General features: G+C 61.2%; 21 protein-coding genes and 2 tRNA genes. 9 read left to right on the top strand and 14 right to left on the bottom strand.

From position 1 onward, the window contains the following. Position 1: 1 nt before the first annotated feature. The 11 genes from I2G40_RS05140 to I2G40_RS05090 all read right to left on the bottom strand — a co-directional run bounded on the left by I2G40_RS05140 (position 2) and on the right by I2G40_RS05090 (position 13,114). Positions 2-931: a YcjF family protein gene (locus I2G40_RS05140; RefSeq protein WP_117745944.1), complete on the bottom strand. Its 930-nt coding sequence runs from the start codon at positions 929-931 to the stop codon at positions 2-4. 18 nt (positions 932-949) lie between these two features. Further along, positions 950-2,176, bottom strand: coding sequence for an FtsW/RodA/SpoVE family cell cycle protein (locus I2G40_RS05135; protein WP_022094759.1), 1,227 nt, complete (start codon positions 2,174-2,176; stop codon positions 950-952). A gap of 9 nt (positions 2,177-2,185) precedes the next feature. After that, on the bottom strand, positions 2,186-4,255 hold the full coding sequence (mrdA, locus tag I2G40_RS05130) for a penicillin-binding protein 2 (RefSeq protein WP_138374980.1): 2,070 nt from the start codon (positions 4,253-4,255) through the stop codon (positions 2,186-2,188). A 13-nt stretch (positions 4,256-4,268) separates the two neighbouring features. After that, complete coding sequence (locus I2G40_RS05125) at positions 4,269-4,835, bottom strand: rod shape-determining protein MreD (protein ID WP_022094761.1); 567 nt, start codon at positions 4,833-4,835, stop codon at positions 4,269-4,271. Between the two features lie 11 nt (positions 4,836-4,846). Then, on the bottom strand, positions 4,847-5,788 hold the full coding sequence (mreC, locus tag I2G40_RS05120; protein WP_082421788.1) for a rod shape-determining protein MreC: 942 nt from the start codon (positions 5,786-5,788) through the stop codon (positions 4,847-4,849). Between the two features lie 78 nt (positions 5,789-5,866). Next, the gene (gene mreB, locus I2G40_RS05115; protein WP_006236061.1) at positions 5,867-6,898 is read right to left on the bottom strand and encodes a rod shape-determining protein; all 1,032 of its coding nucleotides are present in this window, start codon (positions 6,896-6,898) and stop codon (positions 5,867-5,869) included. A gap of 127 nt (positions 6,899-7,025) precedes the next feature. Then, positions 7,026-8,330 carry a tetratricopeptide repeat protein gene (locus I2G40_RS05110; RefSeq protein ID WP_229090668.1) on the bottom strand — a complete coding sequence of 435 codons (1,305 nt, stop codon included), beginning with the start codon at positions 8,328-8,330 and terminating at the stop codon, positions 7,026-7,028. An 11-nt stretch (positions 8,331-8,341) separates the two neighbouring features. Next, positions 8,342-8,884 carry a peptidylprolyl isomerase gene (locus I2G40_RS05105; RefSeq protein ID WP_006236059.1) on the bottom strand — a complete coding sequence of 181 codons (543 nt, stop codon included), beginning with the start codon at positions 8,882-8,884 and terminating at the stop codon, positions 8,342-8,344. A 101-nt stretch (positions 8,885-8,985) separates the two neighbouring features. Next, positions 8,986-10,134, bottom strand: coding sequence for a zinc ribbon domain-containing protein (locus tag I2G40_RS05100; protein ID WP_195544402.1), 1,149 nt, complete (start codon positions 10,132-10,134; stop codon positions 8,986-8,988). A gap of 103 nt (positions 10,135-10,237) precedes the next feature. Further along, positions 10,238-12,961: an HAD-IC family P-type ATPase gene (locus tag I2G40_RS05095; protein ID WP_195544401.1), complete on the bottom strand. Its 2,724-nt coding sequence runs from the start codon at positions 12,959-12,961 to the stop codon at positions 10,238-10,240. A gap of 76 nt (positions 12,962-13,037) precedes the next feature. Then, positions 13,038-13,114, bottom strand: a tRNA-Arg gene (locus tag I2G40_RS05090). Positions 13,115-13,318: 204 nt separating this feature from the next. On the opposite strand from I2G40_RS05090, the gene aroF reads away from it, so the two are divergent. The 8 genes from aroF (at position 13,319) to aroQ (ending at position 21,769) form a co-directional block, all read left to right on the top strand. Beyond that, positions 13,319-14,344 (top strand): 3-deoxy-7-phosphoheptulonate synthase, encoded by a 1,026-nt coding sequence (aroF, locus tag I2G40_RS05085; protein WP_195544400.1) that lies wholly within the window; start codon positions 13,319-13,321, stop codon positions 14,342-14,344. Positions 14,345-14,347: 3 nt separating this feature from the next. Then, a complete protein-coding gene (locus I2G40_RS05080) occupies positions 14,348-15,262 on the top strand; it encodes a prephenate dehydrogenase (protein WP_117583253.1) in 915 nt (304 codons plus the stop codon). Positions 15,263-15,298: 36 nt separating this feature from the next. Further along, positions 15,299-16,405: a 3-dehydroquinate synthase gene (gene aroB, locus I2G40_RS05075; protein WP_195544399.1), complete on the top strand. Its 1,107-nt coding sequence runs from the start codon at positions 15,299-15,301 to the stop codon at positions 16,403-16,405. Beyond that, positions 16,399-17,718 (top strand): 3-phosphoshikimate 1-carboxyvinyltransferase, encoded by a 1,320-nt coding sequence (gene aroA, locus I2G40_RS05070; protein ID WP_195544398.1) that lies wholly within the window; start codon positions 16,399-16,401, stop codon positions 17,716-17,718. The genes aroB and aroA overlap by 7 nt, the downstream gene beginning before the upstream one ends. A 1-nt stretch (position 17,719) precedes the next feature. After that, on the top strand, positions 17,720-18,817 hold the full coding sequence (aroC, locus tag I2G40_RS05065; protein ID WP_195544397.1) for a chorismate synthase: 1,098 nt from the start codon (positions 17,720-17,722) through the stop codon (positions 18,815-18,817). A 53-nt stretch (positions 18,818-18,870) separates the two neighbouring features. Then, the gene (gene pheA, locus I2G40_RS05060; RefSeq protein ID WP_195544396.1) at positions 18,871-20,016 is read left to right on the top strand and encodes a prephenate dehydratase; all 1,146 of its coding nucleotides are present in this window, start codon (positions 18,871-18,873) and stop codon (positions 20,014-20,016) included. Next, positions 20,017-21,267, top strand: coding sequence for a shikimate kinase (locus tag I2G40_RS05055; protein ID WP_138374971.1), 1,251 nt, complete (start codon positions 20,017-20,019; stop codon positions 21,265-21,267). 64 nt (positions 21,268-21,331) lie between these two features. Next, positions 21,332-21,769, top strand: coding sequence for a type II 3-dehydroquinate dehydratase (gene aroQ / locus I2G40_RS05050; protein WP_099431841.1), 438 nt, complete (start codon positions 21,332-21,334; stop codon positions 21,767-21,769). A gap of 104 nt (positions 21,770-21,873) precedes the next feature. Here the strand turns inward: aroQ and I2G40_RS05045 are convergent. The 3 genes from I2G40_RS05045 to I2G40_RS05035 form a co-directional block, all read right to left on the bottom strand. Continuing rightward, positions 21,874-21,950 (bottom strand) — tRNA-Arg (locus I2G40_RS05045). 54 nt (positions 21,951-22,004) lie between these two features. After that, on the bottom strand, positions 22,005-22,772 hold the full coding sequence (locus I2G40_RS05040) for an ABC transporter ATP-binding protein (protein WP_006236046.1): 768 nt from the start codon (positions 22,770-22,772) through the stop codon (positions 22,005-22,007). An 11-nt stretch (positions 22,773-22,783) separates the two neighbouring features. Beyond that, on the bottom strand, positions 22,784-23,629 hold the full coding sequence (locus I2G40_RS05035; protein WP_324252571.1) for an ABC transporter permease: 846 nt from the start codon (positions 23,627-23,629) through the stop codon (positions 22,784-22,786). Positions 23,630-23,789: 160 nt separating this feature from the next. On the opposite strand from I2G40_RS05035, the gene I2G40_RS05030 reads away from it, so the two are divergent. After that, positions 23,790-24,761, top strand: a complete 972-nt coding sequence (locus I2G40_RS05030; protein WP_117654851.1) for a glycosyltransferase family 2 protein — start codon at positions 23,790-23,792, stop codon at positions 24,759-24,761. Positions 24,762-24,856: the final 95 nt, after the last annotated feature.

The following is a 24,856-nucleotide window of genomic DNA, read 5'->3' as shown; positions in this document are numbered from 1 at the left end:
CCTAAGCAGCGAGATCTGATGCGTCCTGGTAGGACGCCATAGGACGGGTAGCGCCCGCGACCGTGGTCACAAGATCGCGAACGCGGGAAAACGTGGCAGTGACCACCTCATTGGCACGGCTGTAGTCGACATCGCGCTCGTAGAGCGAAACGAGCGCACGGCCCATGCCATAGGTGCCCGCGGCAGCAGTGAGCGCCTTGACGGCAAACCCAATATGCGGCGTCTGCTTGACGAGCGCGCGGGTGACCGCGCGGATCACAAGACCGCCGGCAAGCACGCCCGCGACCTCGTAGCCACGCTCGGGTTTAATGCCGCGTCCAAAGACGGCAGCGAGCTCAAAGAGCATGCCCACCTGCGCCAGCGCCATAACGGGATAATCGGCGCCCGGCAAAAACACCAGTGCACCGGTCGCCATATTGGTGAGCGCGCACGAGGTGATGATACGGTTGGCCGCCGCGATGCGCATGAAGGCAAAGTTCGCCGCAAAAGCCGTTTCCTTGTCGGTGCGATCGAGAATCCAGCGGGCAAGCGTCTCGAGCAGATACGTCTTATCGATTGCCGCTACCACGCCGAGCATGGGCGTGGACTCCTCGATAAACGGCACCTCCACAGCAGACTCGGCAAGCACGCACACGGGCGCGCCGGCGATCACGAGCTCCTGCACGGCACTCTCCAAGCGGTCGGAACCACACGAGAGCACCAGCACCACATCGGTATCGGTCTTTGGAGCAATTCGCTCCTCCCCCAGACGCTCGACGCGCACAATGCCCGAGGTCGTCTGCGGCACAAAGGCGTCACGCACCGTCTCGGCCAGAAAGCGCGAGGCGGACGAATCCAGATAGACCGAGACGCGCACCGGCGTATCGGAATCCTTCTTAACGGACGCGCCCATCTTAAAAGCGCGGGTCAGCTTATCTACGGGAATTTTCATAGCAAACCCCTCCAGCGGTTACGCGGCGCCCGAACGATGCCGCCATATGGATTGTACGATACCCACCGTCAGCAGCTGAATCATCATCGAAGACGAACCGAAGCTAATAAACGGTAGCGGAATACCGGTAATCGGCATCATGCCGATGCACATGCCGATGTTTTCGAAAGTCTGGAACGCCCACATGCCAACGATGCCCACACACGAAAGACGCAAAAACAGCGACTCGCACTTAAAGGCGACGCGAATCGTCGAAAAGATCAGCAGCACGTAGAGGCACAGGAGCAAAAAGGAACCGCAAAAGCCAAAGGTCTCGGACAGGAAGGCGAAGACGAAGTCGGTGTGGAACTCAGGCAGAAAGCCGCCGGCCGACTGCGTCGCATGCCCCAGGCCCTTACCAAAGAAGCCGCCCGAGCCAACGGCGATAAGCGACTGCTGCAGGTTGTAGGCATCGTCCGAATCGGCATTATCGGGGTCGATAAAGACCGTCAGACGGTTCATCTGATACTGCTTGATGAGCACATCGTGGCCGAGCAACGAATCAAAGACCGAATCAAGCGCCAGGACGAGGGCCACCAGGCCCACGAGCAGGGCCAGGGTCGACAGCACCCATTCGCGGCGTGCACCGCTCATGCAGATGACGATGGCGCCCGAAACCAGCACGACCAGGCCCGAGCCCAGGTCACCCATGGCAACGACGGCCAAAAACGGAATGGACAGCATGCCGCAGAGCTTGACGTAGTCGCGAACGGTATCGATGCGACCGTTATACTGCGAGCCAAGCGTAGCAATAAAGAAGATGGTGATGAGCTTGGCAAGCTCAACCGGCTGGAACGTCAAGCCGATACCGGGAATCTTGATCCAGCCCGTCATGCCCAGACCGCCCGTATAGGACAGACCCGGAATCTTGGGCGAGAAGATCACGATCAGGTCGATGACGAGCAACGCCGTCGAGAAATTGGAAATACCGCGCAGGTCGGTTCGCCAGACGAGCACCGCCAGCACCGCTCCGATGCCAATTCCCAGCAAATGGCGCGAGAACGAAGCATCGGCCTTAAACTGCGAAGCCGACCAGATAATGATGGCACCGTAGGCGACGAGCGCCACAGTAGCCACGAGCACACCGATATGCACCTTTTGGCGAAACGTGCCGCGCGAGGCCGAAAGTTGCTTGTTGACGCGGTCCAGGCTGCTGCGAGAGCCGGTCTTGGTTGAACGGAACAGATCCGCCGGAGAAAAATCCATCGCAACCTCCTATCGAACCGAAGAATCGCCCGAGGCCGAAGAGGTATCGGGCTCGTCATAAATCACGCCGAGCACGTCGCGCACGACATGCATCGCGGTATCTGAGCCACCGCCGCCCTGCTCCAGGACGGTAGCGATGACATACTTGGGATCATCGGCCGGTGCATAGGCGCAGAACCACGCGTATTCGTCCTCGCCACTTTTCTCGCCCGTGCCCGACTTGCCGTATACCTGCGGCGTCAGGGTGCCAAAGTGCGCCGCCAGGGACGTCGATGCCGTGTAAATCACGTCGTGCATGCCGTTGCGAACAAGAGCCAAATCCGAATCGCTGTTGATCTTGGCCTCCAGGCGCTTCTTCTTGCCCTTGCCATTGTACTTATAGGCATCGCCGTCGCCATCGCGCGACACGGCAGACAAAAATACGTGAGGCACGTACTGTTTGCCGCCGTTGGCAAGACCCATATAGGCGCACGCCATCTGCAGGGGCGTCACCAGGATGTCGCCCTGGCCGATAGCAATGTTGGTCATATCGCCGGCATTCCACTTGCGGTCCTCGGCAGAGGCGTCGGTGAAGTATGACTCTTTCCACTCGGCATCGGGAATACGACCCGCGCCCTCACTCGGCAGATCGATACCGCAGGTCTTGCCTAGGCCCCAGCGACGAAAGACCTCCTGCAGGCCCTCGGGATGTTGCTCGTCATAAAAGAACGCCTTACCCATGTCGTAGAAGACGGGGTCGCACGAGTTGGCGATACCCGACTGCAGCGTCATGGTGCCGTGGCCAGACGTCAGCCAGCAGCGCTTGCCCCAAGCCTTGCCCAGACCCGTCCAATAACCCGTGCAGTTGGTTGTCTGCGTTGAAGTGTAGGTTCCAAACTCAAGACCGGCCAGTGCCGAGAGCGGCTTGATGGTCGAGGCCGACATGTACTGTCCGCTAATGGCGCGGTTGAGCAGCGGGTGCGAACCCTTGTCATCATTGAGCTCGGTCCACACGTCATTTGAGACGCCGCCGATAAAGACGGACGGATCGAACTTGGGCTGGCTCGCCATGCCCAGGATCTCGCCATTGTTGGGATCGAGACACACCACAGCGCCGTTGCCGGCATTGCTGTAGCCAGTGGTCTTGGCAAGCTCGATAGCGCTCGCCAGCGCCGTCTCACAGGCCTGTTGGATCTTAAGGTCGAGCGTGAGCTTAATGTCGGAGCCGGCCTTCGCGGGCACGGCGCCGGCCTGACCGGTCACATTGCCCGAGGCATCGACCTTGACGGTCTGCTCGCCACGAATACCCTGTAGCAGGTTTTCGTAGTAGCTCTCAACGCCCGCCTGGCCCACGATATCGCCCGACTGGTACGTAATCTTGCCAGCAGAAGCATCATCATCGCCAGAGGTTTTCTTATTCTGGGCCTCGAGCTGCTCGGAGGTAATGGTGCCGGTATAGCCCAAGATATGGCATGCCGTCTCGCCGTATGGATACTGGCGCTCGGTACGCTCGGCAATCTTGACGCCCGGGAACTCGCCGGCGTGTTCCTTGATATAGGCAACCGTGGAGCGACGGACGTCCGTCGCGATGGTATGCAGGCTCTGAGCGCCCTCTGTATTGTCCTGAATATTGCGAAGGACCGCCACATAAGGCATTCCAAGCACGTTGGCAAGATGGCGAACCAGAACCTCATCCTCGGCAAGGTCGCGGTAGGCCACGACAGCAAGTGAGGGACGGTTCTGGACAAGCGCCACGCCATTGCGGTCGAGGATGCGGCCGCGCACAGCGGGTGTGGTAACGGTGCGAGTCTGATTACTATTGGCCTGCTTCTCGTAATAGTCCGACGAGACCATCTGCATGCCCCACAGCTTGACGGCAAGTGCCGCAAACATCGCGCCCACACCCGTGGTGAGGATGGAAAAGCGGCCCTTAAAGGCGGTCGCCGCGGTATTGCCCTCGCCCTCGGTGGCGCGCGGGGCCGTTCCATGCTGTGTATCGTAGGTAAAACGGGAATCGCCTCGACGCATGATGACCAGCGCGACCACGATGGCCACAACCAGCACGATACCGGCGATAATAACCGTCATCTGGGAAGACATCTACGGGCCTCCCCTATTTGAGCTTGCGGGTCTTGGGCTTAAAGCGCATACCCGTCTGGCGTCCGCCACGTGCGGAGAATCCATAGCCGGACTGCGGCACGACGCCGGACATCAAAAACGGAATGGCAACCAGACCCGTCAGGATCGAGGACGGCAGCGCATGGCCGAAGATCGCCACGACAAAGCTCGTCTCCAAACCCATAAACAGCAAGATGATGCTGTAGATCACATTAATGACGAGCGCAAAGGCGCCCACGGTGACGCCGCGCGCACTCGGGGTACCGCCCGTCTGACCGACGGCGCTGTGCACCAGGGCAAAAGAACCCACGGTCAGCAGGAGCGACATAACGCCCACCGGCACGGCAGCGGACAGGTCATAAAACAAGCCGCTGCAAAAACCGCACACGACGGCACGGGTCGGGTCGCCCGAGAACACGCTTAGGCACACCAGGATAATCATGAAGTTGACGCGACCTCCCGCAATGGAGATCTGCGGTGCCAGGCCTGCCTGCAGCAGCACACACACAATGGCGGCGATTACAAACGTGCGGGAGCTCATCCCCTGCTCGTGTAGATCCATGGACATGCCCCCTATTCGCTCGAGCCAGAATCGGTCGTCTCGGACGTGTCGGAACTGTCATCCGAGCTCTCGTCCTTCGTCTTGGTCGCAGCATCGCGCGACGTTCCCTGCGGCGTGCTGTTGGCCGTGCTCACGTCCTCATCCGAGGCCGACTGTTCGTCGGTCAGCGAGGTGATGACCAGCACTTCCTCGTTGTTCTCGGCCGTGGTCTGAGCGCGCACCACAATGGTGTAGTACACGTCGTTTGCCGATTTCTCAACCGACGAGACGGTGCCAAGCGGAAGGCCCTTGGGGAACACGCCACCGATGCCAGAGGTCACGATGATATCGCCAACCTTAACATCGGAGTCGACGCTCACGTACTCAAGACGCAGCGTGCCGTCAGCCTGACCCTGCAGCATACCCTGGGCGCGCGTGTCCTGCACCATGGCGGACACGCCCGAGTTCTCGTCGCCAATCAGGCGCACGGTAGAGGTCTTGGCCGATACCTCGATAATCTGGCCGATAACACCGGCAGAACTCGTCACGGGCATGTTGATGGTAAGGCCGTCGGCAGAGCCCTTGTCGATGGTAACGGTCGAGGTCCAGGCATCGCCGGAGGCACCAACGATACGAGCTGCGGTCGATTTGAGGTTGTAGGTCGATTGCAGCCCGACCAGGCCCTCCAGGCGCTCGGCAGTCTTTTGAGCCTCAGAAAGCTCGGCGACCTTAGAGGTCAGCTCCTCATTTTGCTTCTTGAGCTCGTCGAGCGTGTCCTGCGACGCCGTTAGGTTAGAGAACACGTTGCCAATCGCATTGAAGGGAGCCGCCACAGCCGAGCCCACAAAGCGCACCGGAGAGGTAATCGTCGTTACGCCCGAACGCACGGCATGAATCGGCCCTGCCTCGCCCTCGCGGATGTAAAACGTGAGCAGCAACACCGAAATTAGGCTGAAAACAATCAACGGGCGCATACCCGTTGATTGTCGCTTGGTATTCAGATTTGTGGAGAAACCCGAAGATCGTGCCAAATGGAATCCACCTTTTGGAAATTAAGCATTGGTCTGGACGAAGCCGCCATCAAACGCATTGGCCTCGAGCACGCGGGCACAGCCGTTAACGACGTTATCGAGCGCCGTGGGGCTGACGTTGACCGAAACACCGGTCTCATCGCGCAGGCGCACGTCGAGACCGCGCAGCAGCGCGCCGCCACCAGTCAGCAAAATGCCGTAGTACATAAGGTCCGAGGCAAGATCGGGAGGCGTAGCGTCGAGTGCGTCCTTGACGGCCTTGGCCATCTCGTCGAGCGGCTTGTTGAGCGCGCGACGAATCTCCTCGCTCTCGATGCGCACGGTCTTGGGCAGACCGGTGATCACGTCGCGGCCGTTGACCTCGACGTCGAGCTCGTCCTTGAGCGGCACGGCGGAACCGACCTTGATCTTGATGTCCTCTGCCGTACGCTCGCCGATGGCAAGGTTGTAGGCATCGCGAACGTGCGTGAGGATGGCCTGATCGAACTCGTCGCCGGCAATACGGATGGACTGCGAGACGACGATGCCGCCCATAGCGATAACGGCAACCTCGGTGGTACCGCCACCGATGTCGATGACCATGGAGCCGGTGGGCTCCTCGACAGGCAGGTCGGCGCCGATAGCAGCAGCCATGGGCTCCTCGATCAGGTAGGCCTGGCGAGCGCCGGCCTGGATCGTAGCCTCAAAGACGGCACGCTTCTCGACCGACGTGACGCCGGAGGGAACGCAAACGACAACGCGCGGACGCGGGGTCCACGGATAGCGCTTCTCGGAAGCCTTGTCGATAAAGTAGCGAAGCATGGCCTCGGTAACATCGAAGTCGGCGATGACGCCGTCCTTCAGGGGACGAACGGCCACGATGTTGCCGGGCGTACGGCCGAGCATGCGCTTTGCCTCGATACCGACCGCCAGGATGCGCTCGTCGTTCTTGTCGATGGCGACAACAGAGGGCTCGCGAATGACAATGCCCTTGCCGCGCACGGAGACAAGCGTATTTGCGGTGCCGAGGTCGATGGCAAGATCGCCCGCATAGCTACCGAAGAACATATCCATCAAAGAAAACAACGCAACTCCTGATGTGTTGGATGATTGCTGGAAAACTACTAGCTCATGATACTAGCGCAAGCCCGGCACCTCACTTGCGGTGAAGCGCCGGGCAAAGCTAAATCCCATAAGGTCACTACTGGTTGTCAGCAGCCGAGAAATCCATATCGAGCGAGGAAACGGCCCAGCCGATATGATTGTCGGAGCGCACGAATTTGACGGTGTACTCCTGCTCGCCGCCCTTGGACAGCGAAGCCTTGACCTTGGCAGTCGTCTCGGTCATGGACTGATCCATGCCCTCGACGGACACGGTGGCGCCCTGCGGAATCGAGGAGATGATCATCGACTTGGCGTCCTCGGACAGGCTCGAGGCCAGGCAAGACTCGGCCTTTGCCGTGTCACCGTCGCCGGCAGCCTGGAACAGATCGGAAACGACAGACTCCTGGGACGGGAAACCAAAGCCGCGCGTGTAGGCAAAGCCCAGACCGCCCACGGCGATCAAAATGAGCAGAAGCAGCACGATGAAGACTTTGAGACCCGTGTGGCGGTGGCGACGACGGACCTTGGCCTGCTTACGATCCTGACGGTCCTGCTGGACCATCTCGGACTCGGACAGCGTAAAGAAGCCGGTGTCCGAGGGATCGGGCATAAACTGACCGGTCGCGCCCGTAGGATCGAGCGGATCGACGGCAGGAGCGTCCATCGCGGGCGCCGGAGCCGTGGCCATAGCCGTCTGGGCAGACAGCGCGGCAAGCGAATCGTGCACGCGGGCAAGCTCATCGGCCTGCTCGGAGGTGAGCTGGTAGATACCATCGGCAGTAGCGGCGTTAAAGGCGTCGAGTGCGTCGGAGGGACGGCCGGCGGCAGAAAGCGCCTGACCCATGCCGGCGTTGAGCGCACGCGTGTCGTCGCGGGGGCCGGCAAAGTCGATAGCCGTACGGTAGGTCTCCACGGCATCCGCCGGACGGCCGAGCTTAATGAAGCAACGACCGAGCTCGCCGAGTGCGGCGGCAGGAGCCGGATTGGCGCCGTCGATGGCAGCCTGACGGAAAGCAGTACCCGCGTTGGCATAGTCGCCCGACTGGAACAGCGCGTTACCCAGGCCCAGATAGGCCTTGAACGGCGTGGCATAAGAAGCGTCCTGCGTAGCGGCAGAGAACGCCTGAGCGGCCGTCGTGTAGTCGCCCACGGCGGCGAGTGCCTTACCGCGGTTGGTGAGCAGCGCGCCGCGCTTGCCATAGGTGCCGTCGTTGAGGGCGGCGGCATAGGCCTCGGCGGCCTCGGCATACATGCCCAGGTGCATCAAGGCGTTGCCGCGAAGGTGATCGGCCTCGCCCATAATCTCATCGGGAGTTTTTGCCGCCCCAAGCATCTGGGCTGCAGCGGAAAAATCACCCGCGCGGTAAGCGGCACGGCCCTGTTGGATCAGCTGGCTATTCAAGGAAATCCCCTTTACTCGTGAACGATCTCGACATGGACGATCTCGTCGCCGGCACGCAGCTGCGAAATCACATCGAGACCCTCGACCGTGGTACCAAAGACGGTGTAACCGGAATCGAGGTTATGCTGGGCACCCAAGCAGAAGTAGAACTGCGAACCCGCGGAATCGGGATCCATGGAGCGTGCCATGGCAAGAGCGCCATCGACATGGCTGTTGCGCGGATTGGTGGCAAACTCGCCCTTGATGCAGTAGCCGGGGCCACCGGTACCGGGCATGCCGTCGGGGCCCTCAAGACCGGCAGCGACGTCGGCGCCGGACATATCGCGGGTATTGGGGTCGCCGCCCTGAATGACAAAGCCGGGCACATAGCGATGGAACTTAAGGCCATCATAGAAACCCATCGTGGAAAGCTCGCAGAAGTTCGCGACATGAATGGGAGCGCCCTCGCCGTCAAACTTGACCTTGATGGTACCCTTCGACGTCTCGATAACGGCGCACTCGTCGCCGGCAAGCTGATACTCAGGCGTGTAGAGCTCTTTCTTAAAACCAAACATGTGGTTCCTTCCTCGTGCGTTTAAAGCATATTTGTACGAATTGTAGCAATAAGCATGCGCTTACATCAATTGCGCACGTAGGTTATGCCGACTATGGTGAACTAATTATAGGAACGCTGCTGCGGCTTCCAGGAACCCACATTGGCGTCGTACTGGTTCAGCGCGCTGTTGCCACTCTGCGCGATGGGCGCCAGGATCTCGCTTTGGTGGGAACTCATCGACTCGCCATCGGGAATGGCCAGCGAGATGTCCCAGCTCTGGCAAATCACGTCGACGCGCTCATACATCCACTCGGCAAGCTGCTTTAAGTGGGCGATGTCGTCCGCATAGACCGTATCGTCCTGATACTTAAGGTTGTTGAGCTCATCTTGCGTCTTTTTAATCTGGTCGCGCAGGGCATAGGCACTCTGCGACAGCTCCTGACGGGTGGACAGCGGCGTTCGGAGATAACCGTTGTTAAAGGAATCGATGACCTCGCCGATCTGGTCCTCGTCACCGTAGGACACGATGGCCTGATACAGACCGTCGAGCCTGGTATAGAGCTGATCATCGGTGAGCACGGTTTCTTCCTGGACCACCTCGGCAGAATCGTCTTGCTTGGTATCGTCCTCAGTCGCCTCGCCCTTTTGGCGCGTAGGGAAGGTCGTCTGCGCGGCCTGGCCAAACTGGTCATAGAAGCCGGGCATAACGCCCATGGGATCGGCCGTCACGAACCAATAGGCACCGCCGCAAACGACGGCAAGAACCGCGATGACGACGAGCGGCTTGGGGATATGACGCTTGTGCTTGTGATAGGCGTCCTCGTCGGGGTGCACCTTGCGCTTGGGTTTTCGAGGATCGTCGTGCAGGGAAACCGGCGTGGGAATATCGACCTTGGGAATACCGAAATCCTTATCGAAAGCCGGCAGCACGCAGGTCTCGTTAGGATCGGCGGCGTCCGAAAGCACCGCAGCGGCAGAGGCCGGCGCATGAGGCACCTCGGTATCGATCTGCTCTTGCGTTAGGCGCGGAAAGCCCGCCGTGCGGCCCGCTGCCAGGTCGGGTGCGGCCGCGTCCTCAGAGAGGATACCCGGAGCGGGGCGTCCGCATTTGGGGCACGTACGATCATGCGGAGAAAGACGGGCACCGCAACCCTCACAGAACACGAACTCGGTGTGCTCGGGACCATCGCCCGGACCCACATAGGCGTTGCAGTAGGGGCAGAACGAGGCGCCGTCCTCGATAGTCTTAAGGCAATGCGGGCAGATCACGGCATCCTCTTTTCGAAGCAATTCAAACAATCGAGGTTAGAGCATAACATCGCCACGGCCCCACAGGAACAAGGCACCAATTCAACATCGCCAGGGCGCGTAGCTACTTCTTCTTTTTGCTTGGCATCGAGACTTTGATGCCTTGGGCGGACTTCGTCACGCGGGAGCGCTTGGCTCCGGCACTCCTCTTTTTCTTGGGCTGGGCCTGGGCCACGCCCTCGAGCGCGCGGGCCTCGGCCTCGCGAACGGTGCGATCTTCGCGGCGCTGCGCCATGTCGGCGGCGAAGCGCTTGGCAAAACGCTCGGCCGTCGAACCCGTCGAGCTCACCTTGCCGCCACCGCGACCCAGGCGGACGCGCACACCGCGGCCAAAACCAGTTGCGGCATGACGACGACGCGGCTTGAGCGAATCCATCATCGTGGCGAGCTTAAAGAACACCGAGCAGGTAAAGACCACGATGACAGCCAAGATAACCATCTGGCCCATCGACAGGTTGGCAATAGACAGCAGCTCCGGGAATCCGATAACGCCCACCAAGATGCCGGCGACTACAAACACAAAGAGCACCACTCGTAAGGGTGTGAGCGGCTGCGAGATGCGCCAGATCAGACTGACGCTCGCCGCGCACGACGTAAGCAGGCACATCGTAGACAGCGTGAGCTGGCTAAAGCCAAACACGCGCGCCACAAAGATATCGAGCGCCGCAGCCAAAATGACCGCAATCGACGCCGGCAGTGCACGCTTGAGTACTTTGGTCAAAAACGCACCCTTCACGCGAGCATTGTTGGGCTCAAGGCCCAACACAAAGCCCGGCGCGCCGATGCAGAAGAAGTTGATGAGCGTCATCTGGATGGGCTCGAAGGGGTACGGCGGCAGCGCGATACACAGCGCCGCCAGACCCATCGAGAACAGCGTCTTGGTCAGGAACAGCGAGGCCGAACGCTGCAGGTTGTTGATGGAGCGACGACCCTCGGCCACCACGGCGGGCATCGAGGCAAAGTCGTTGTCGACGAGTACGATCTCGGCCACGTTGCGCGCGGCATCGGAGCCGGCCGCCATGGCAACGGAGCAGTCGGCCTCCTTGAGCGCCAGCACGTCGTTGACGCCGTCGCCCGTCATGGCCACGGTGTGCTCGCGGCGCTTGAGCGCCTGCACGAGCTCGCGCTTCTGCTGCGGGGTCACACGACCAAAGACATGGTAGCGGTCCACTGCGGCATCGAGCTTGGCCGGCGTATCGAGCGTCGTGGCGTCCACATAAGCGTCCGCCCCCGGCACGCCCACCACGCGCGCGATCGACGACACCGTACGCGGGTCGTCGCCACTGATCACGTTGAGGGTCACGCCCTGCTCGTTAAAGTAGCCGATGGTCTCGGCCGCCGAGGTACGAATCTCGTCGCGGATGGTCACAAAGCCCACGGGCTCGGCCTCTCCCACCATATCGCCATCGGGCGTAAAGCCGTCCACGCGCGCCACCACGAGCACGCGGCAGGTATCGGCAAGCTCGGCGACACGGTTCTCGACCTGCGAAAACACACGCTCCGAAAGCACAAACTGCGCGGCGCCCATCACATAGGAGCCCTGCGCAAACGAAGCGCCACTCCATTTTTTTGACGACGAGAACGGAATGACCGACAGCGGTTCAGACACCTCGACCGGGCGATCGGCGTAATAGTTGAGCAGCGCCTGGCAGGTCTCGTTGGCATCGGCCGAAGTCGCACGTGCGACGTTAGCCAGCGCAAAATCGAGCACCGTGGTATCGACGGGAACGGCCGCCTCGTCCGGGCCGGCGCCTAGGCTCACGCCCTCAACCGGCAGCGAATACGTGCCCTCGACCTCCATGCGGCCCGACGTGATGGTGCCCGTCTTGTCCAGGCACAGCACGTCGACGCGAGCGAGCGTCTCGATGCAGCAGAGCTGCTGTGCCAGCACCTTGCGGCGGGCCAAGCGCACCGTAGCGATGGCGAGCACCGACGAGGTCAGCAGCACCAGGCCTTGCGGGATCATGCCCAGCAGGGCGCCCACCGTGGACAGCAGCGCCGACGAAGGCACATGACCAGCCAACAGCTCGGAGAAGCACCACGAAAGCGCGCTATCGCCCGGGGTTCCCGCGGCATCCCACAGCTCGCTCACACTCGAGGCAAACAACGCCAAACCGAGCGGGATCATGATGATGCTCGCAAAGCGCACGATGGCGTTAAACGCGTTCATGATCTCGGAATTGACCTTTTTGACGTACTTGGCCTCGTTATTAATTTTGGCCACGTAGTTGTCAGCGCCGACATGGATCACGCGGGCGCGCAGCAGACCCGAGTCGATAAAGCTGCCGCTCATGAGCTCGGAACCGGGCTGTTTCTTGATAAGGTCGCTCTCGCCCGTCAGCAAGCTCTCGTTCACGAGCGCCTCGCCCGAAACCACCACGGCATCAGCGGGAATCTGGTCGCCGCGCCCCAGGCGGATGATGTCGTCGAGCACGATCTGGTCCAGGTCGAGCTCCACCTCGGCGCCGTCGCGCACCGCGATGGCCTTCTTGGAGGTCAACAGCGTGAGCTTATCGACCATCTTCTTGGAACGCATGGACTGGATGACGCCAATAGCGGTATTGAGGAACACCACGAACAGGAACGTCAGATTCTTAAACGAACCGGTCAAAATGACCAGGAACGCCAAGATCACGTTGATCAAATTGAACAGCGTGCAGAGGTTCTCGATGATGAGCTCTTTGACCGACTTGGTCTTGAGCTCCATGTTGCGGTTGATCTTACCGGCGGCGATGCGCTCCTCGACCTCGGCGGTCGAGAGTCCGCGCTCGATATCCGTTGCTGCCATACCACGTCCCATCACGTCGCGTCGGTATAAGAAAAACCGCCCGGACCATGCGAGGTTCGGACGGTCTTACGTTCGATGGTGCCCCATGTTGGATTCGAACCAACGGCCTTCTGCTCCGGAGGCAGACGCTCTAATCCCCTGAGCTAATAGGGCCACCGTTTGGCATTATACCCAAGTGCACCACGGGCTATCAAAATAAAAGAAAAAGCTTTGCAATTCCGAGGAAGACGCGGCGCAACGGCCCACTTTAGAAGGCAAAAGCGAGTCAGATAGTATAAACTCTCATGCACCATATATACACGGCTCGCGATGCGGGCCGTTTTTGCAAAAGTTATCCATCGAGGTGAGAGGCACACCATGATTGCAATTTTAAAGCAGAGCGCCAGCGACGAGGCCGTCGGCCATATCGTCAGCTGGATTGAGAAAAAGGGCCTGAAGACCGATGTCTCGCGCGGCGAGAATGAGACGATTATCGGCCTGGTGGGCGATACGACCAAGATCGACCCGTTCCTGCTCGAGTCCATGGATGTCGTCGAGCGCGTGCAGCGCGTCTCCGAGCCGTTCAAGCGCGCCAACCGCAAGTTCCACCCCGAGGACTCCGTCATCGACTGCGGTCACGGCGTCAAGATCGGCGGCGACCAGTTCCAGGTCATCGCCGGTCCCTGCTCCGTCGAGGGCGAGAACCTCATCCGCATCGCACGCCGCGTGAAGGCCGCCGGCGCCACGATGCTACGCGGTGGCGCCTACAAGCCCCGCACCTCCCCCTACGCCTACCAGGGCATGGGTCCCGCCGGCCTCGATCTGCTGTGCGAGGCGTCTGCCGAGCTCGACATGCCGATCGTCACCGAGATCATGGACCCGCGCGACGTGCAGGTCTTCCTGGACAAGAAGATCGACGTCATGCAGATCGGCGCCCGCAACGCCCAGAACTTCCCCCTGCTCAAGGAGGTCGGCAAGACCAAGACCCCGATTCTGCTCAAGCGCGGTATGTCCGGCACCGTCGACGAGCTGCTTATGGCAGCCGAGTACATCATGAGCGAGGGCAACGACAACGTCATCCTGTGCGAGCGCGGCATCCGCACCTTCGAGACCCGCACCCGCAACACCTTCGACCTCAACGCCGTGCCGGTGCTGCACCACCTCTCGCACCTGCCCGTCGTCGCCGACCCCAGCCACGCCACCGGCTACACCCGCTATGTTGAGCCCATGGCGCTCGCCGCGACTGCATGCGGCGCCAACGGTCTGGAGATCGAGGTCCACGACGACCCGAGCCACGCTTGGTCCGACGGTGCTCAGGCCCTCACCCCCGACCAGTTCGACGATACCATGCGCCGCATCCGCGCCATCCGCGAGGTCGTCTGCCAAGAGACCGTTCAGGAGTAGCCCATGGGCACGGTGAGAAACGCACGCGTTAACCAGGGCGGCCCCAAGTGCGCCGGCATCGTGGGCCTGGGCCTCATCGGCGGCAGCTTTGCCCGCGGCTATGCGCAGGCGGGCGTCCGCGTGCTGGCCTGGGACCCCGATGACGATGTCATGACAGCCGCCAGCATGGGCACCGTCGCCGGCGAGCTCAACGACGAGACGCTCGGCGAATGCGACATCATCGTCCTGGCTTGCTACCCCGAGGCCTGCATCGAGTGGCTCGAGGCGCATGCCCAGGCACTCGCCGACGCCACCGACACCGAGGCCATCATGGGCCCCGTGGTGATCGACACGGTGGGCGTCAAGGGCATCGTGTGCGAGCGCGCCTTTGAGCTTGCCCGCGAGCACGGCTTTTACTTTGTGGGCGCGCACCCCATGGCGGGCACACAGTACTCGGGCTACGCACACTCCCGCGCCGACCTGTTCCAGGGCGCGCCGCTCGTGCTTGTACCGCCCGCGGTGGACGATGCGCTCAAGCTGGAGCTTTTGGGCCAGGTGCGCGAGATGGTGCGCCCCTTGGGCTTTGGCAAGTTCAGCGTGACCAGCGCCGCCGAGCACGACCGCGTCATCGCCTTCACGAGCCAGCTTGCGCACGTGGTATCCAACGCCTACGTCAAAAGCCCCACCGCCCAGGTTCACCACGGCTTTTCGGCCGGTAGCTACCGCGATCTCACCCGCGTGGCGCACCTCAACCCGCAAATGTGGTCCGAGCTCATGATCGACGACGCCGACGCACTCGCCTTCGAGATCGACCATCTGATCGAGTCGCTTGGCGCCTACAGCCGTGCGCTCAAGGACCGCGACCAGCGCTATCTGGAGAATCTCCTTGCCGAGGGCGACCGCATTAAGCGCGCGCTCGACGACGAGGCCTCACACTAGACCACCTATCACGCCAGGTCGGAAGGACCGAAGCTTATGGCGATTACCATCGATATCGACACCGCACGCCCCTACCAGGTGCATGTTGGCACGTTTTTGCTGGAGCAGGCGGGACCGCTCGTGCGCGCCACTGCCGGCGGCACCAAGGCCGTCATCGTGACGGACACCAACGTGGGCCCGCTCTACCAGATGCCCGTTAAGCAGAGCCTGGAGGCATCAGGCTACGAGGTGAGCATCTGCACCTTCGAGGCCGGCGAGGCCCATAAGCGCGCCGAAACCTATGTTGCCATTTTGGAGTTTGTGGCCGAGCACGAGCTTTCGCGCTCCGACGTGATCGTGGCACTCGGCGGCGGCGTCGTGGGCGACGTGGCGGGCTTTGTGGCCGCCACCTACATGCGCGGCTGCAAGTTTGTGCAGATCCCCACGAGTCTGCTCGCCATGGTGGATTCGTCGGTGGGCGGCAAGACGGCCATCGACCTGGCCGCAGGCAAAAATCTCGCCGGTGCCTTTTGGCAGCCGAGCGTGGTTATCGCCGACGTGGGATGCCTTGCCACCCTCACGCCCGAGCAGTTCGCCGACGGCTGCGGCGAGGTCATCAAACACGCCGTCATTGCCGATCCGGAGCTTTTCGCCGAGCTGGAGAAGACCCCGCTCACGCTGGAGCTGCTCAACCGCGATGTGGCGCGCGTAGCGCTCATCATCGCCCGCAATATCGACATCAAGCGCGCCGTGGTCGTTGCCGACGAGCGCGAGACCAACCAGCGCAAGCTCCTCAACTTTGGACACAGCGCCGGACACGCCGTCGAGGCCTGCGAGCACTTTGAGCTCGGACACGGCAACTGCGTGTCGATCGGCATGGGCATCATCACGCGCGCCGCGGCCCTGCACGGCGTCTGCGATGCCGCACTGCCCGGTCGTATTGAGGAGCTCTGCGCCCGCCATGGCCTCAAGACCCGCTGCGACCTCGATGCCGATGCCGTCTTCGCCGAGGCGCTCCACGACAAGAAGCGCGCCGGCGAAACCATCGACCTGGTGATTCCGCACGGCATTGGCCGTTGTAGCATCGACCGCACGCCGCTTTCCACATTCCACGAACTCATTGCCGAGGGCCTCGGCCAGAAGGAGGAGGCATCCGCATGCTAGCCCGCATCACCCCGTCCCCGCTCAAGGGCACCGTTCCCGCCATCGCGTCCAAGTCGATGGCGCATCGCCTCATCATCTGCGCTGCGCTTGCCAACGGCGAGACGCACGTTACCTGTAACACCACCTGCGCCGACATCGAGGCCACGGTGCGTTGTCTAACGGCCCTGGGTGCTCGCATCGAGACCGTCGAGGACGGCTTCCAGGTCCACCCCACCATGAAGAGTGTTGAGTTTGGCCTGCTTAAGGCCCTTGCCGGCGGCACGCTTGACTGCGGCGAAAGCGGCTCCACGCTCCGCTTTATGTTGCCCGTCGCCTGCGCGCTGGGCGCAGAAGCAACTTTTGTGGGTCAGGGCCGCCTGGGCGCACGCCCGCTGTCCCCGCTCTCGGACGAAATCATCGCGGCCGGCTGCGACCTACAGGGTCTGGGCGGTTTTCCGCTCAAGACGAGCGGACGTATGCGCCCGGGCACCTTTGTGCTGCCGGGCAACGTAAGCTCGCAGTACATCTCGGGCCTGCTGCTGGCAGCCCCGCTGCTGGCCCAGCCCTCCTGCGTACAGGTGACCGGCCTCATCGAGAGCCGCCCCTACATCAACCTGACGATCCAGGCCATGAAGGCCTTTGGCGTCGAGGTCAACGTCGAGCGTATTCCGGCCAAGGACGGCCAGCCCGAGGTCACGAACTTCCGCGTGAGCAGTGGGTCGTATCGCACGCCCGGCAGCGTAGCCGTCGAGGGTGACTGGTCCAACGCCGCCTTTTGGCTGTGCGCCGGCGCTATCGGCACCGACCCCATCACCGTCGAGGGTGTGTCCCTGAGCTCCGCACAGGGCGACCGCAACGTACTTGCCGCGCTTTCGCGCTTTGGCGCCCGCATCGTGCGCTCCACCAACGCCGCCACCGTGCAGTCCGACAAGCTCGCCGGCTTTGAGATGAGCGCCCACGACATTCCCGACCTGGTACCCGTTATCTCGGCCGTGGCCTCGCTGGCTCAGGGCCGCACGTTCATCCGTGACTGTGCGCGCCTGCGCATCAAGGAATCTGACCGTCTGGTCACCACCACCCGCGAGCTCACCGCGCTGGGCGCACAGGTGCGCATCGCCGGTGACGACCTCATCATCAAGGGCGTCGATGCCCTTACCGGCGGCGAGGTCGATTCGCACAACGACCACCGCATCGCCATGATGGCAGCCATCGCCGCAAGTCGCGCCACCGGCGAGGTCGTGATCCACGGCGCCGAGGCCGTCAACAAGTCCTATCCCGATTTCTTCGACCACTACCGCCTGTTGGGCGGCAAGGTCACACTCGAGGAGGAATAGCGTGTCCTCGACCTTTGGCAACGTATTGCACTTAAGCATCTTCGGTCAATCGCACTCCCCCGCTATCGGCTGCTCGCTCGATGGCATCCCGGCGGGCATCGCCGTGGACCAGGAGCAGCTGCAGGCCTTTTTAGACCGTCGCGCCCCCGGTCGCGACGAGACCGCGACCAAACGCCGCGAGGCCGACGCCGCCCACATCATCGCCGGTGTTGTCGATGGACATACCACCGGTGCGCCCATCGCCGCGATTATCGAGAACACTAACACGCGCTCCAAGGACTATTCCGAGCTGCGCCGCAAGCCCCGCCCCGGACATGCGGACTTCCCTGCGCGCGTGAAGTATCACAACATGCACGATGTCGCTGGTGGCGGGCATTTCTCCGGCCGCCTAACGGCACCCTTGTGCATCGCCGGCGGGATCGCGCTGCAGGCGCTCGAAGCCCGCGGCATTCAGGTCATGGCGCACGTCGCGCAGATCGGCGGTATCTCCGACTTACCCATGGACGATATGGTCTATCGCGAGGCCGACCGCAAGGCAATCCTTACGAACGATCTGCCGTGCATTGACGCCGCCGCAGCCGGCCGCATGCGCGAGGAGATTCTTGCCGCGCGCGACGAGCTCGACAGCATCGGCGGCATCGTGGAGTGCGGCATTTACGGGCTTCCCGCGGGCATCGGCGACCCCATGTTCGACGGCATCGAGAACCGCATCGCGCAAATCGCGTTTGGCATTCCCGCCGTAAAGGGCGTGGAGTTTGGCATGGGCTTTGCCGTGGCCGCCATGCGCGGCAGCGAGAACAACGATCCGTATCGCATCGACGCCGAGACCGGCGAGATCGAGGTTGAGTCCAACAACGCCGGCGGCATCCTGGGCGGTATTTCGACCGGCGCGCCCGTCATGTGGCGCATGGCCGTAAAGCCAACGCCCTCGATTGGCCGCGAGCAGCAGACCGTAGACATGGACGCCATGGAAAATGCCGAGCTCTCGATCCACGGCCGCCACGATCCCTGCATCGTCCCCCGAGCCGTCCCCGTAGCCGAAGCAGCCGCCGCCCTCGCCATCTGGGACGCTCTCCTCGAGGACGCCGCCCAGCTCTAACCCGACTCACCTGGGTTGCCTGCCAACTCAGCCGTTACGTGAAAGGGGCCTCCATGGACCTTGCTGACATCCGCCAGGCCATCGATGGCATCGACACCACGCTCCTCAACAGCTTTGTCGAGCGAATGGACATTGCCACCGAGGTAGCCAAGTCAAAAATCGAGATGGGCAAGGCCGTCTTCGACCCCGCCCGTGAGCGCTCCAAGCTCAACAACCTCGCCAGCCGCGCGCCCGAGCGCTACAAGGCGCAGACCATCACCCTGTTCCGTCTCCTCATGAGCATGAGCAAGGCCGAGCAGCAGCGCTACATCAACGAGCTCAAGGGCATCACGGTGTCGCAAAAGGCCCATGCCATGGCCGCAGCCTTTGACACACCCTTCCCCCAGACGGCAACCGTCGCCTGCCAGGGCGTCGAAGGTGCCTACAGCCAAATCGCCGCGTGCAAACTCTTCGACGTGCCCGACATCGCGTTTTTCGAGACCTTCGAAGGCGTTATGCGCGCTGTGCGCGACGGCTTCTGCGAGTTTGGCGTGCTGCCCATCGAGAACTCCACCGCCGGCTCGGTCAACGCCGTCTACGACCTGCTCGCCCAGTTCGACTTCCACATCGTGCGCTCGCTTCGCCTCAAGATCGACCACAACTTGCTCGTCAAGCCCGGCACTAAGCTCGCCGACGTGCGCGAGGTCTACAGCCACGGCCAAGCCATTGCCCAGTGTGCCGGCTTTATCGAGTCCCACGACCTGCACGCCACCAAGTACCCCAACACCGCCATGTCGGCCGAGATGGTCGCCAGCTCCGGGCGCACCGATGTTGCCGCCATCGCATCGCGCAGCTGCGCGACACTCTATGGCCTGGAGGTGCTGGAGTCCAACATCCAGGACTCGGACAACAACTACACACGCTTTGTCGTCATCAGCCGCGAGCCACGCGTCTATCCCGGTGCCAACCGTACCTCGCTCATGATCACCACGGCCAATGAGCCGGGTGCCCTCTATCGCGTGCTCGAGCGCTTCTACGCGCTCAACATCAACCTCATCAAACTCGAGAGCCGCCCCATCCCCGGCCACAACTTTGAGTTTATGTTCTACTTTGATCTGGACTGTCCCTTTGGCAGCAAGGCCCTCGACGACCTGCTCGATTCGATCGACGACGTATGCGAGAGCTTCACCTACTTTGGCAGCTACACGGAGGTGCTCTAGATGACCGATACCGCCGCAACCCGCCCCTACGGCGTGCTGGGCCGCGTGCTGGGCCACAGCTACACCCCGACCATCTACAAGGAGCTGGCGGGGCTTGAGTACGTGCGTTTTGAGCGCGAGCCCGAGGATCTTGAGGCTTTTATGACGGGCGACGAATGGGAGGGCACCAACGTGACCATCCCCTACAAGCGCGCCGTCATGGAATACCTGGACGAGCTGAGCCCGCTCGCCGAGCGCATGGGCAACGTCAACACCATCACGCGCCTGCCCGACGGCCGCCTGCACGGCGATAATACTGACTACTTCGGTTTCCAGTGCCTGGTCGAGGAGTTGGGCGTTGAGGTTGCCGGCAAGAAGGCCCTCGTGCTCGGTGCCACCGGCGGCGCCGGCACCACGGCAAGTATGGTGCTGGGAGACATGGGCGCCATCGTCGTACCCGTGGGTCGCACGAGCGAGGTCAACTACGACAATATCGCGCAGCAGTCCGACGCCTCCCTACTCGTCAACTGCACGCCCGCCGGCATGTTCCCCCATTGCCCCGACGCGCCTTGCACGCTCGAAGGCCTCGATGCGCTCGAGGGCGTCATCGACATTGTCTACAACCCCGCCCGCACGGGCCTGATGCTCGAGGCCGAGCGCCGCGGCATCCCCTGCATCGGCGGCCTGCTTATGCTTGTTGCCCAGGCGGCACAAGCTGTCGAGCGCTATACCGGCAAAGCCACCCCGCGCGAGAGGATCCTGGACGTAACGGAGCGCCTGTCACGCCGCGAACAGAACATCGCGCTGATCGGCATGCCGGGATCGGGCAAGACCCGCGTGGGCGAGCAGATCGCCCAGCTCACGGGCCGCGAGCACATCGATCTCGATCGCGCCCTCGAGGAGCGCCTGGGCATGCCCTGCGCCGACTTTATCATCAAGTGCGGCGAGGCGGCCTTCCGCGAGCAGGAGACGGCAGCGCTGGCCGACATCTCCAAGCGCAGCGGCTTGGTGCTCTCCACCGGCGGCGGCGTGGTTACGCGCGACGAGAACTACCCTCTGCTGCACCAAAACAGCCAAATCGTGATGCTCAACCGCAAGCTCGACGAGCTCGCCCACAAGGGCCGCCCCATCACCGCGCGCGACGGCATCGACAAGCTGGCCGAGCAGCGTATGCCGCGCTACCGCGCCTGGGCCGACTACATCATCGACTCACGCGACTGCGCCGCCAACACCGCCCATGCCCTCCTCGACACCCTCCCACCCGCTCTCTAACCAAAACCACCACAAAGGGGGCAGGCACCTTTGTGGTGGTTTTTCAACTGCAAAGGAAGCAACCATGAAAGCACTCGTCATTAACGGCCCCAACCTCAACATGCTCGGCATTCGCGAGCCAGGCATCTACGGCAGCGACAACTACGATCGCTTAGTGCAGATCTGCCAGGAAGCGGGTGCCGCACAGGGCTTCGACGAGGTCGAGGTCTTCCAGTCTAACCACGAGGGCAGCATCGTCGACAAGATCCAGGAGGCTTACGGAAAGGTCGACGGCATCGTCATCAACCCGGCCGCCTACACGCACACAAGCGTGGCCATCCTGGACGCGCTCAAAGCCGTCGCCATCCCGGCTGTGGAGGTCCACATTAGCGCAGTCGAGACCCGCGAAGACTTCCGCCAGGTGAGCTACGCCCGTCTGGCCTGCTTCGCCACCATCACCGGAGAGGGCCTGAAGGGCTACGCCCACGCGTTGGAGCTGCTGAAAGAGCATCTCGAAAAGTAAAATGCCAACCCCAACAAACAGCAGCGGCTTGCTCGCGCTCGGCTCCAGCAACACACAAGATGAAAAAAGCCCAGACCACCAAGCGGCCTGGGCTTAATAAACGATGGTGCTCCATGGCGGATTCGAACCGTCGACCTTGGGATTAGAAGTCCCCTGCTCTATCCAACTGAGCTAATGGAGCAAATAACCGCACGCCCAAGCAAGCACAAGCCTGTCAGGCGCAAGTAATTATAACCTAGTTGAACTGCTCGCGGTACGCCTTGCAGACCTCATCGACCGGGCCGTCCATGCGAAGGTCACCCTTCTCAATCCAAACGGCACGCTGGCAGATGCGCTCAACCTGCTCCATAGAGTGCGAAACGAACAGAACCGTCACGTCGCCGCTCTGGATAAAGTGCTGGATGCGGGCCTCACACTTTTGCTGGAAGAACACATCACCGACGGACAGCGTCTCGTCAACGATCAGAATATCGGGCTCGGTAATCGTCGCGATTGCAAAGGCGATACGCGCCACCATGCCCGAAGAGAAGTTCTTAAGCGGCATATCGACAAAGTTCTGCAGCTCAGCGAACTCGATAATGCCGTCAAAGTTGGCGTCGATGAACTCCTTGGTATAGCCGAGCAGGGCGCCGTTCAGATAGATGTTCTCGCGGGCGGTCAGCTCGGGGTCAAAGCCGGCGCCAAGCTCAATCAGCGGCGCGATGTTACCGTGCACCTTAACGCTGCCCTCGCTAGGCTCAAGAACGCCAGCGATAATCTTGAGCATCGTAGACTTGCCGGAGCCATTGGTGCCGACCAGACCCACAACCTCGCCGCGATGAATATCAAACGAGATGTGCTTAAGCGCCCTAAACTCCTCAAAGAACAGCTCGTGCTTGGCAAGCTTAATGAAGTACTCCTTGAGGTTGGTCAGCGACTCGGACGCCATGTTAAAGATCATGGTGACGTCGTCGACCTCGACAGCCAGAGGCTGCTCGCTGTAATCAACAACAGATTCAGTCATCACAGCACTCCTTAGATGTAGAGGATAAATTTGCGCTCGGACTTATGGAACACGGTATAGCCAATAATAAGCGCAAGAACCGCCCAAGCGACGCACATACCAAACGTCATAAGCGAGGGCGTAGTCTGGAACAGGAAGATATCGCGCATAAACTGCAGGTAGTTGAACATGGGGTTCGCATACATCAAGATACGCACGAGATGCGGCATTTGCGCAATATAGTCAGTCGTCCAGAAGATGGGCGTAATGTAAGTCCACGCCGTAATGACGACGCTCCACAGATGCATAACGTCGCGGAAGAAGACCGTAAGGGCAGAGAGCATCATGCCCAGGCCCATGCAGAAGCACATAAGCAGCAGCAGGCAAACCGGCAACAGAATCAGGTGCCAAGAAGGCATAACGCGGAACCACAGCATGACGATGGCGACGGCGACCAGCGAGAAGGCAAAGTTGACCAGCGAGAAGAGCACCTTCTGCACCGGGAAAACCCAGCGGTGCACCTTAACCTTCTTGAGCAGAGGGGCAGCGCCCACGATCGACGTCAGGGCCTGGTTAGTAGACTCAGACATGACGGCAAAGGTGATGTTACCCACGATCAAGTACAGCGGGTACATCTCGGGCGTAATTGAGCCATTGCGGCCCTGGGCGAAAATCGTCGAGAACACGATGGCCATGACGATCATCATCAGCAGCGGGTTGAGCACCGACCATGCGACGCCCAGAACGCTACGGCGATACTTGATCTTAAAATCCTTGGTAACCAGCTGACGAAGGATAAACGCGTCCTTCTCAAATTCGTTCTTAGCAAACGTCGCAGGCAGACTGCGAGTTTCTTGTTGCTTTGTCTGATCCGACACGGATGCAACTCCTTTACTCGTAATCGTTGACAAACGAACAGTATAGACCCGACGGCCATGCAAACGATTCGCGCAACAAAACTGGAGAACTAACCCACATCTTAGGATGCCAGGCCCAAACGGCTATACTTTCTAGGATTGAATGTATAAGGAGCATTAAGTGAATTCTGAATCCATCGCCGTCATCATCCCTTGCTACAACGAAGCGCTCACGATCGGCAAAGTCATCGACGACTTTCACCGCGAGCTTCCGCAGGCGACGGTCTATGTCTATGACAACAACTCGTCGGACGATACCTCACGCATTGCCACCGAGCACGGCGCCACAGTCCGCTTTGAGCCCCGTCAGGGAAAGGGCAACGTGTGCCGCCAGATGTTTCGCGATATCGACGCCGATTGCTACCTGATGGTCGACGGAGACGACACCTACCCCGCCGAGGCGGCCAAGGCCCTCTGCGAGCCCATCCTTAACGGCACGGCCGACATGACCGTAGGCGATCGCCTTTCCAACGGCACCTACGCCGAGGAGAACAAGCGTGCCTTCCACGGCTTTGGCAATAATCTGGTCCGCGCCATGATCAAGTGGATCTATGGCTACAGCTTCGATGACGTCATGACAGGCTACCGCGCCATGAGCCGCCCGTTCGTTAAAACCTTCCCAGTGCTTTCCGAGGGCTTTCAGATCGAAACCGAGCTCTCGATCCACGCCGTCGACCACCGCTGGCGCATCAAAGATGTGCCCATCGAGTACCGCGACCGTCCCGAGGGTTCCGAGTCCAAACTCAACACCGTGAGCGACGGCATTAAAGTCGTTGCGATGATCGGCACGCTGTTCAAGGACTACCGCCCGCTGAAGTTCTTCAGCCTCGTTGCGCTTCTGTTCGCGGTATTCGGCCTCGCCCTGGGCATGCCCATCGTTGTCGAATATTTCCAGACCGGCCTCGTCCCGCGCTTCCCCACCGCTGTGCTCGCCGCCTCGTTTATGTTCCTGTGCGGCCTGAGCCTTGCGACCGGCTTCATCCTAGATTCTGTAGCAAAGGTCGAAAAAAAGCAGTGGGAGGTCAACGTGTACAGCAAATACGCCTACGACGACCAGCCCGGCCACCCTACTTCCATGCCAAGCGAGAGGTAGATCTTCCGCAAAATACTAGGCTCTGTTAGACCAAAATTGACATATAGCTTTTTTCCGATTTAGGACGATAATGCCCGGGAGCAATTTGAATTTGC

The organism is Collinsella aerofaciens, assembly GCF_015558785.1.
Classification (GTDB): domain Bacteria; phylum Actinomycetota; class Coriobacteriia; order Coriobacteriales; family Coriobacteriaceae; genus Collinsella; species Collinsella aerofaciens_P.
This window is presented reverse-complemented; position numbering and strand designations above follow the sequence as displayed.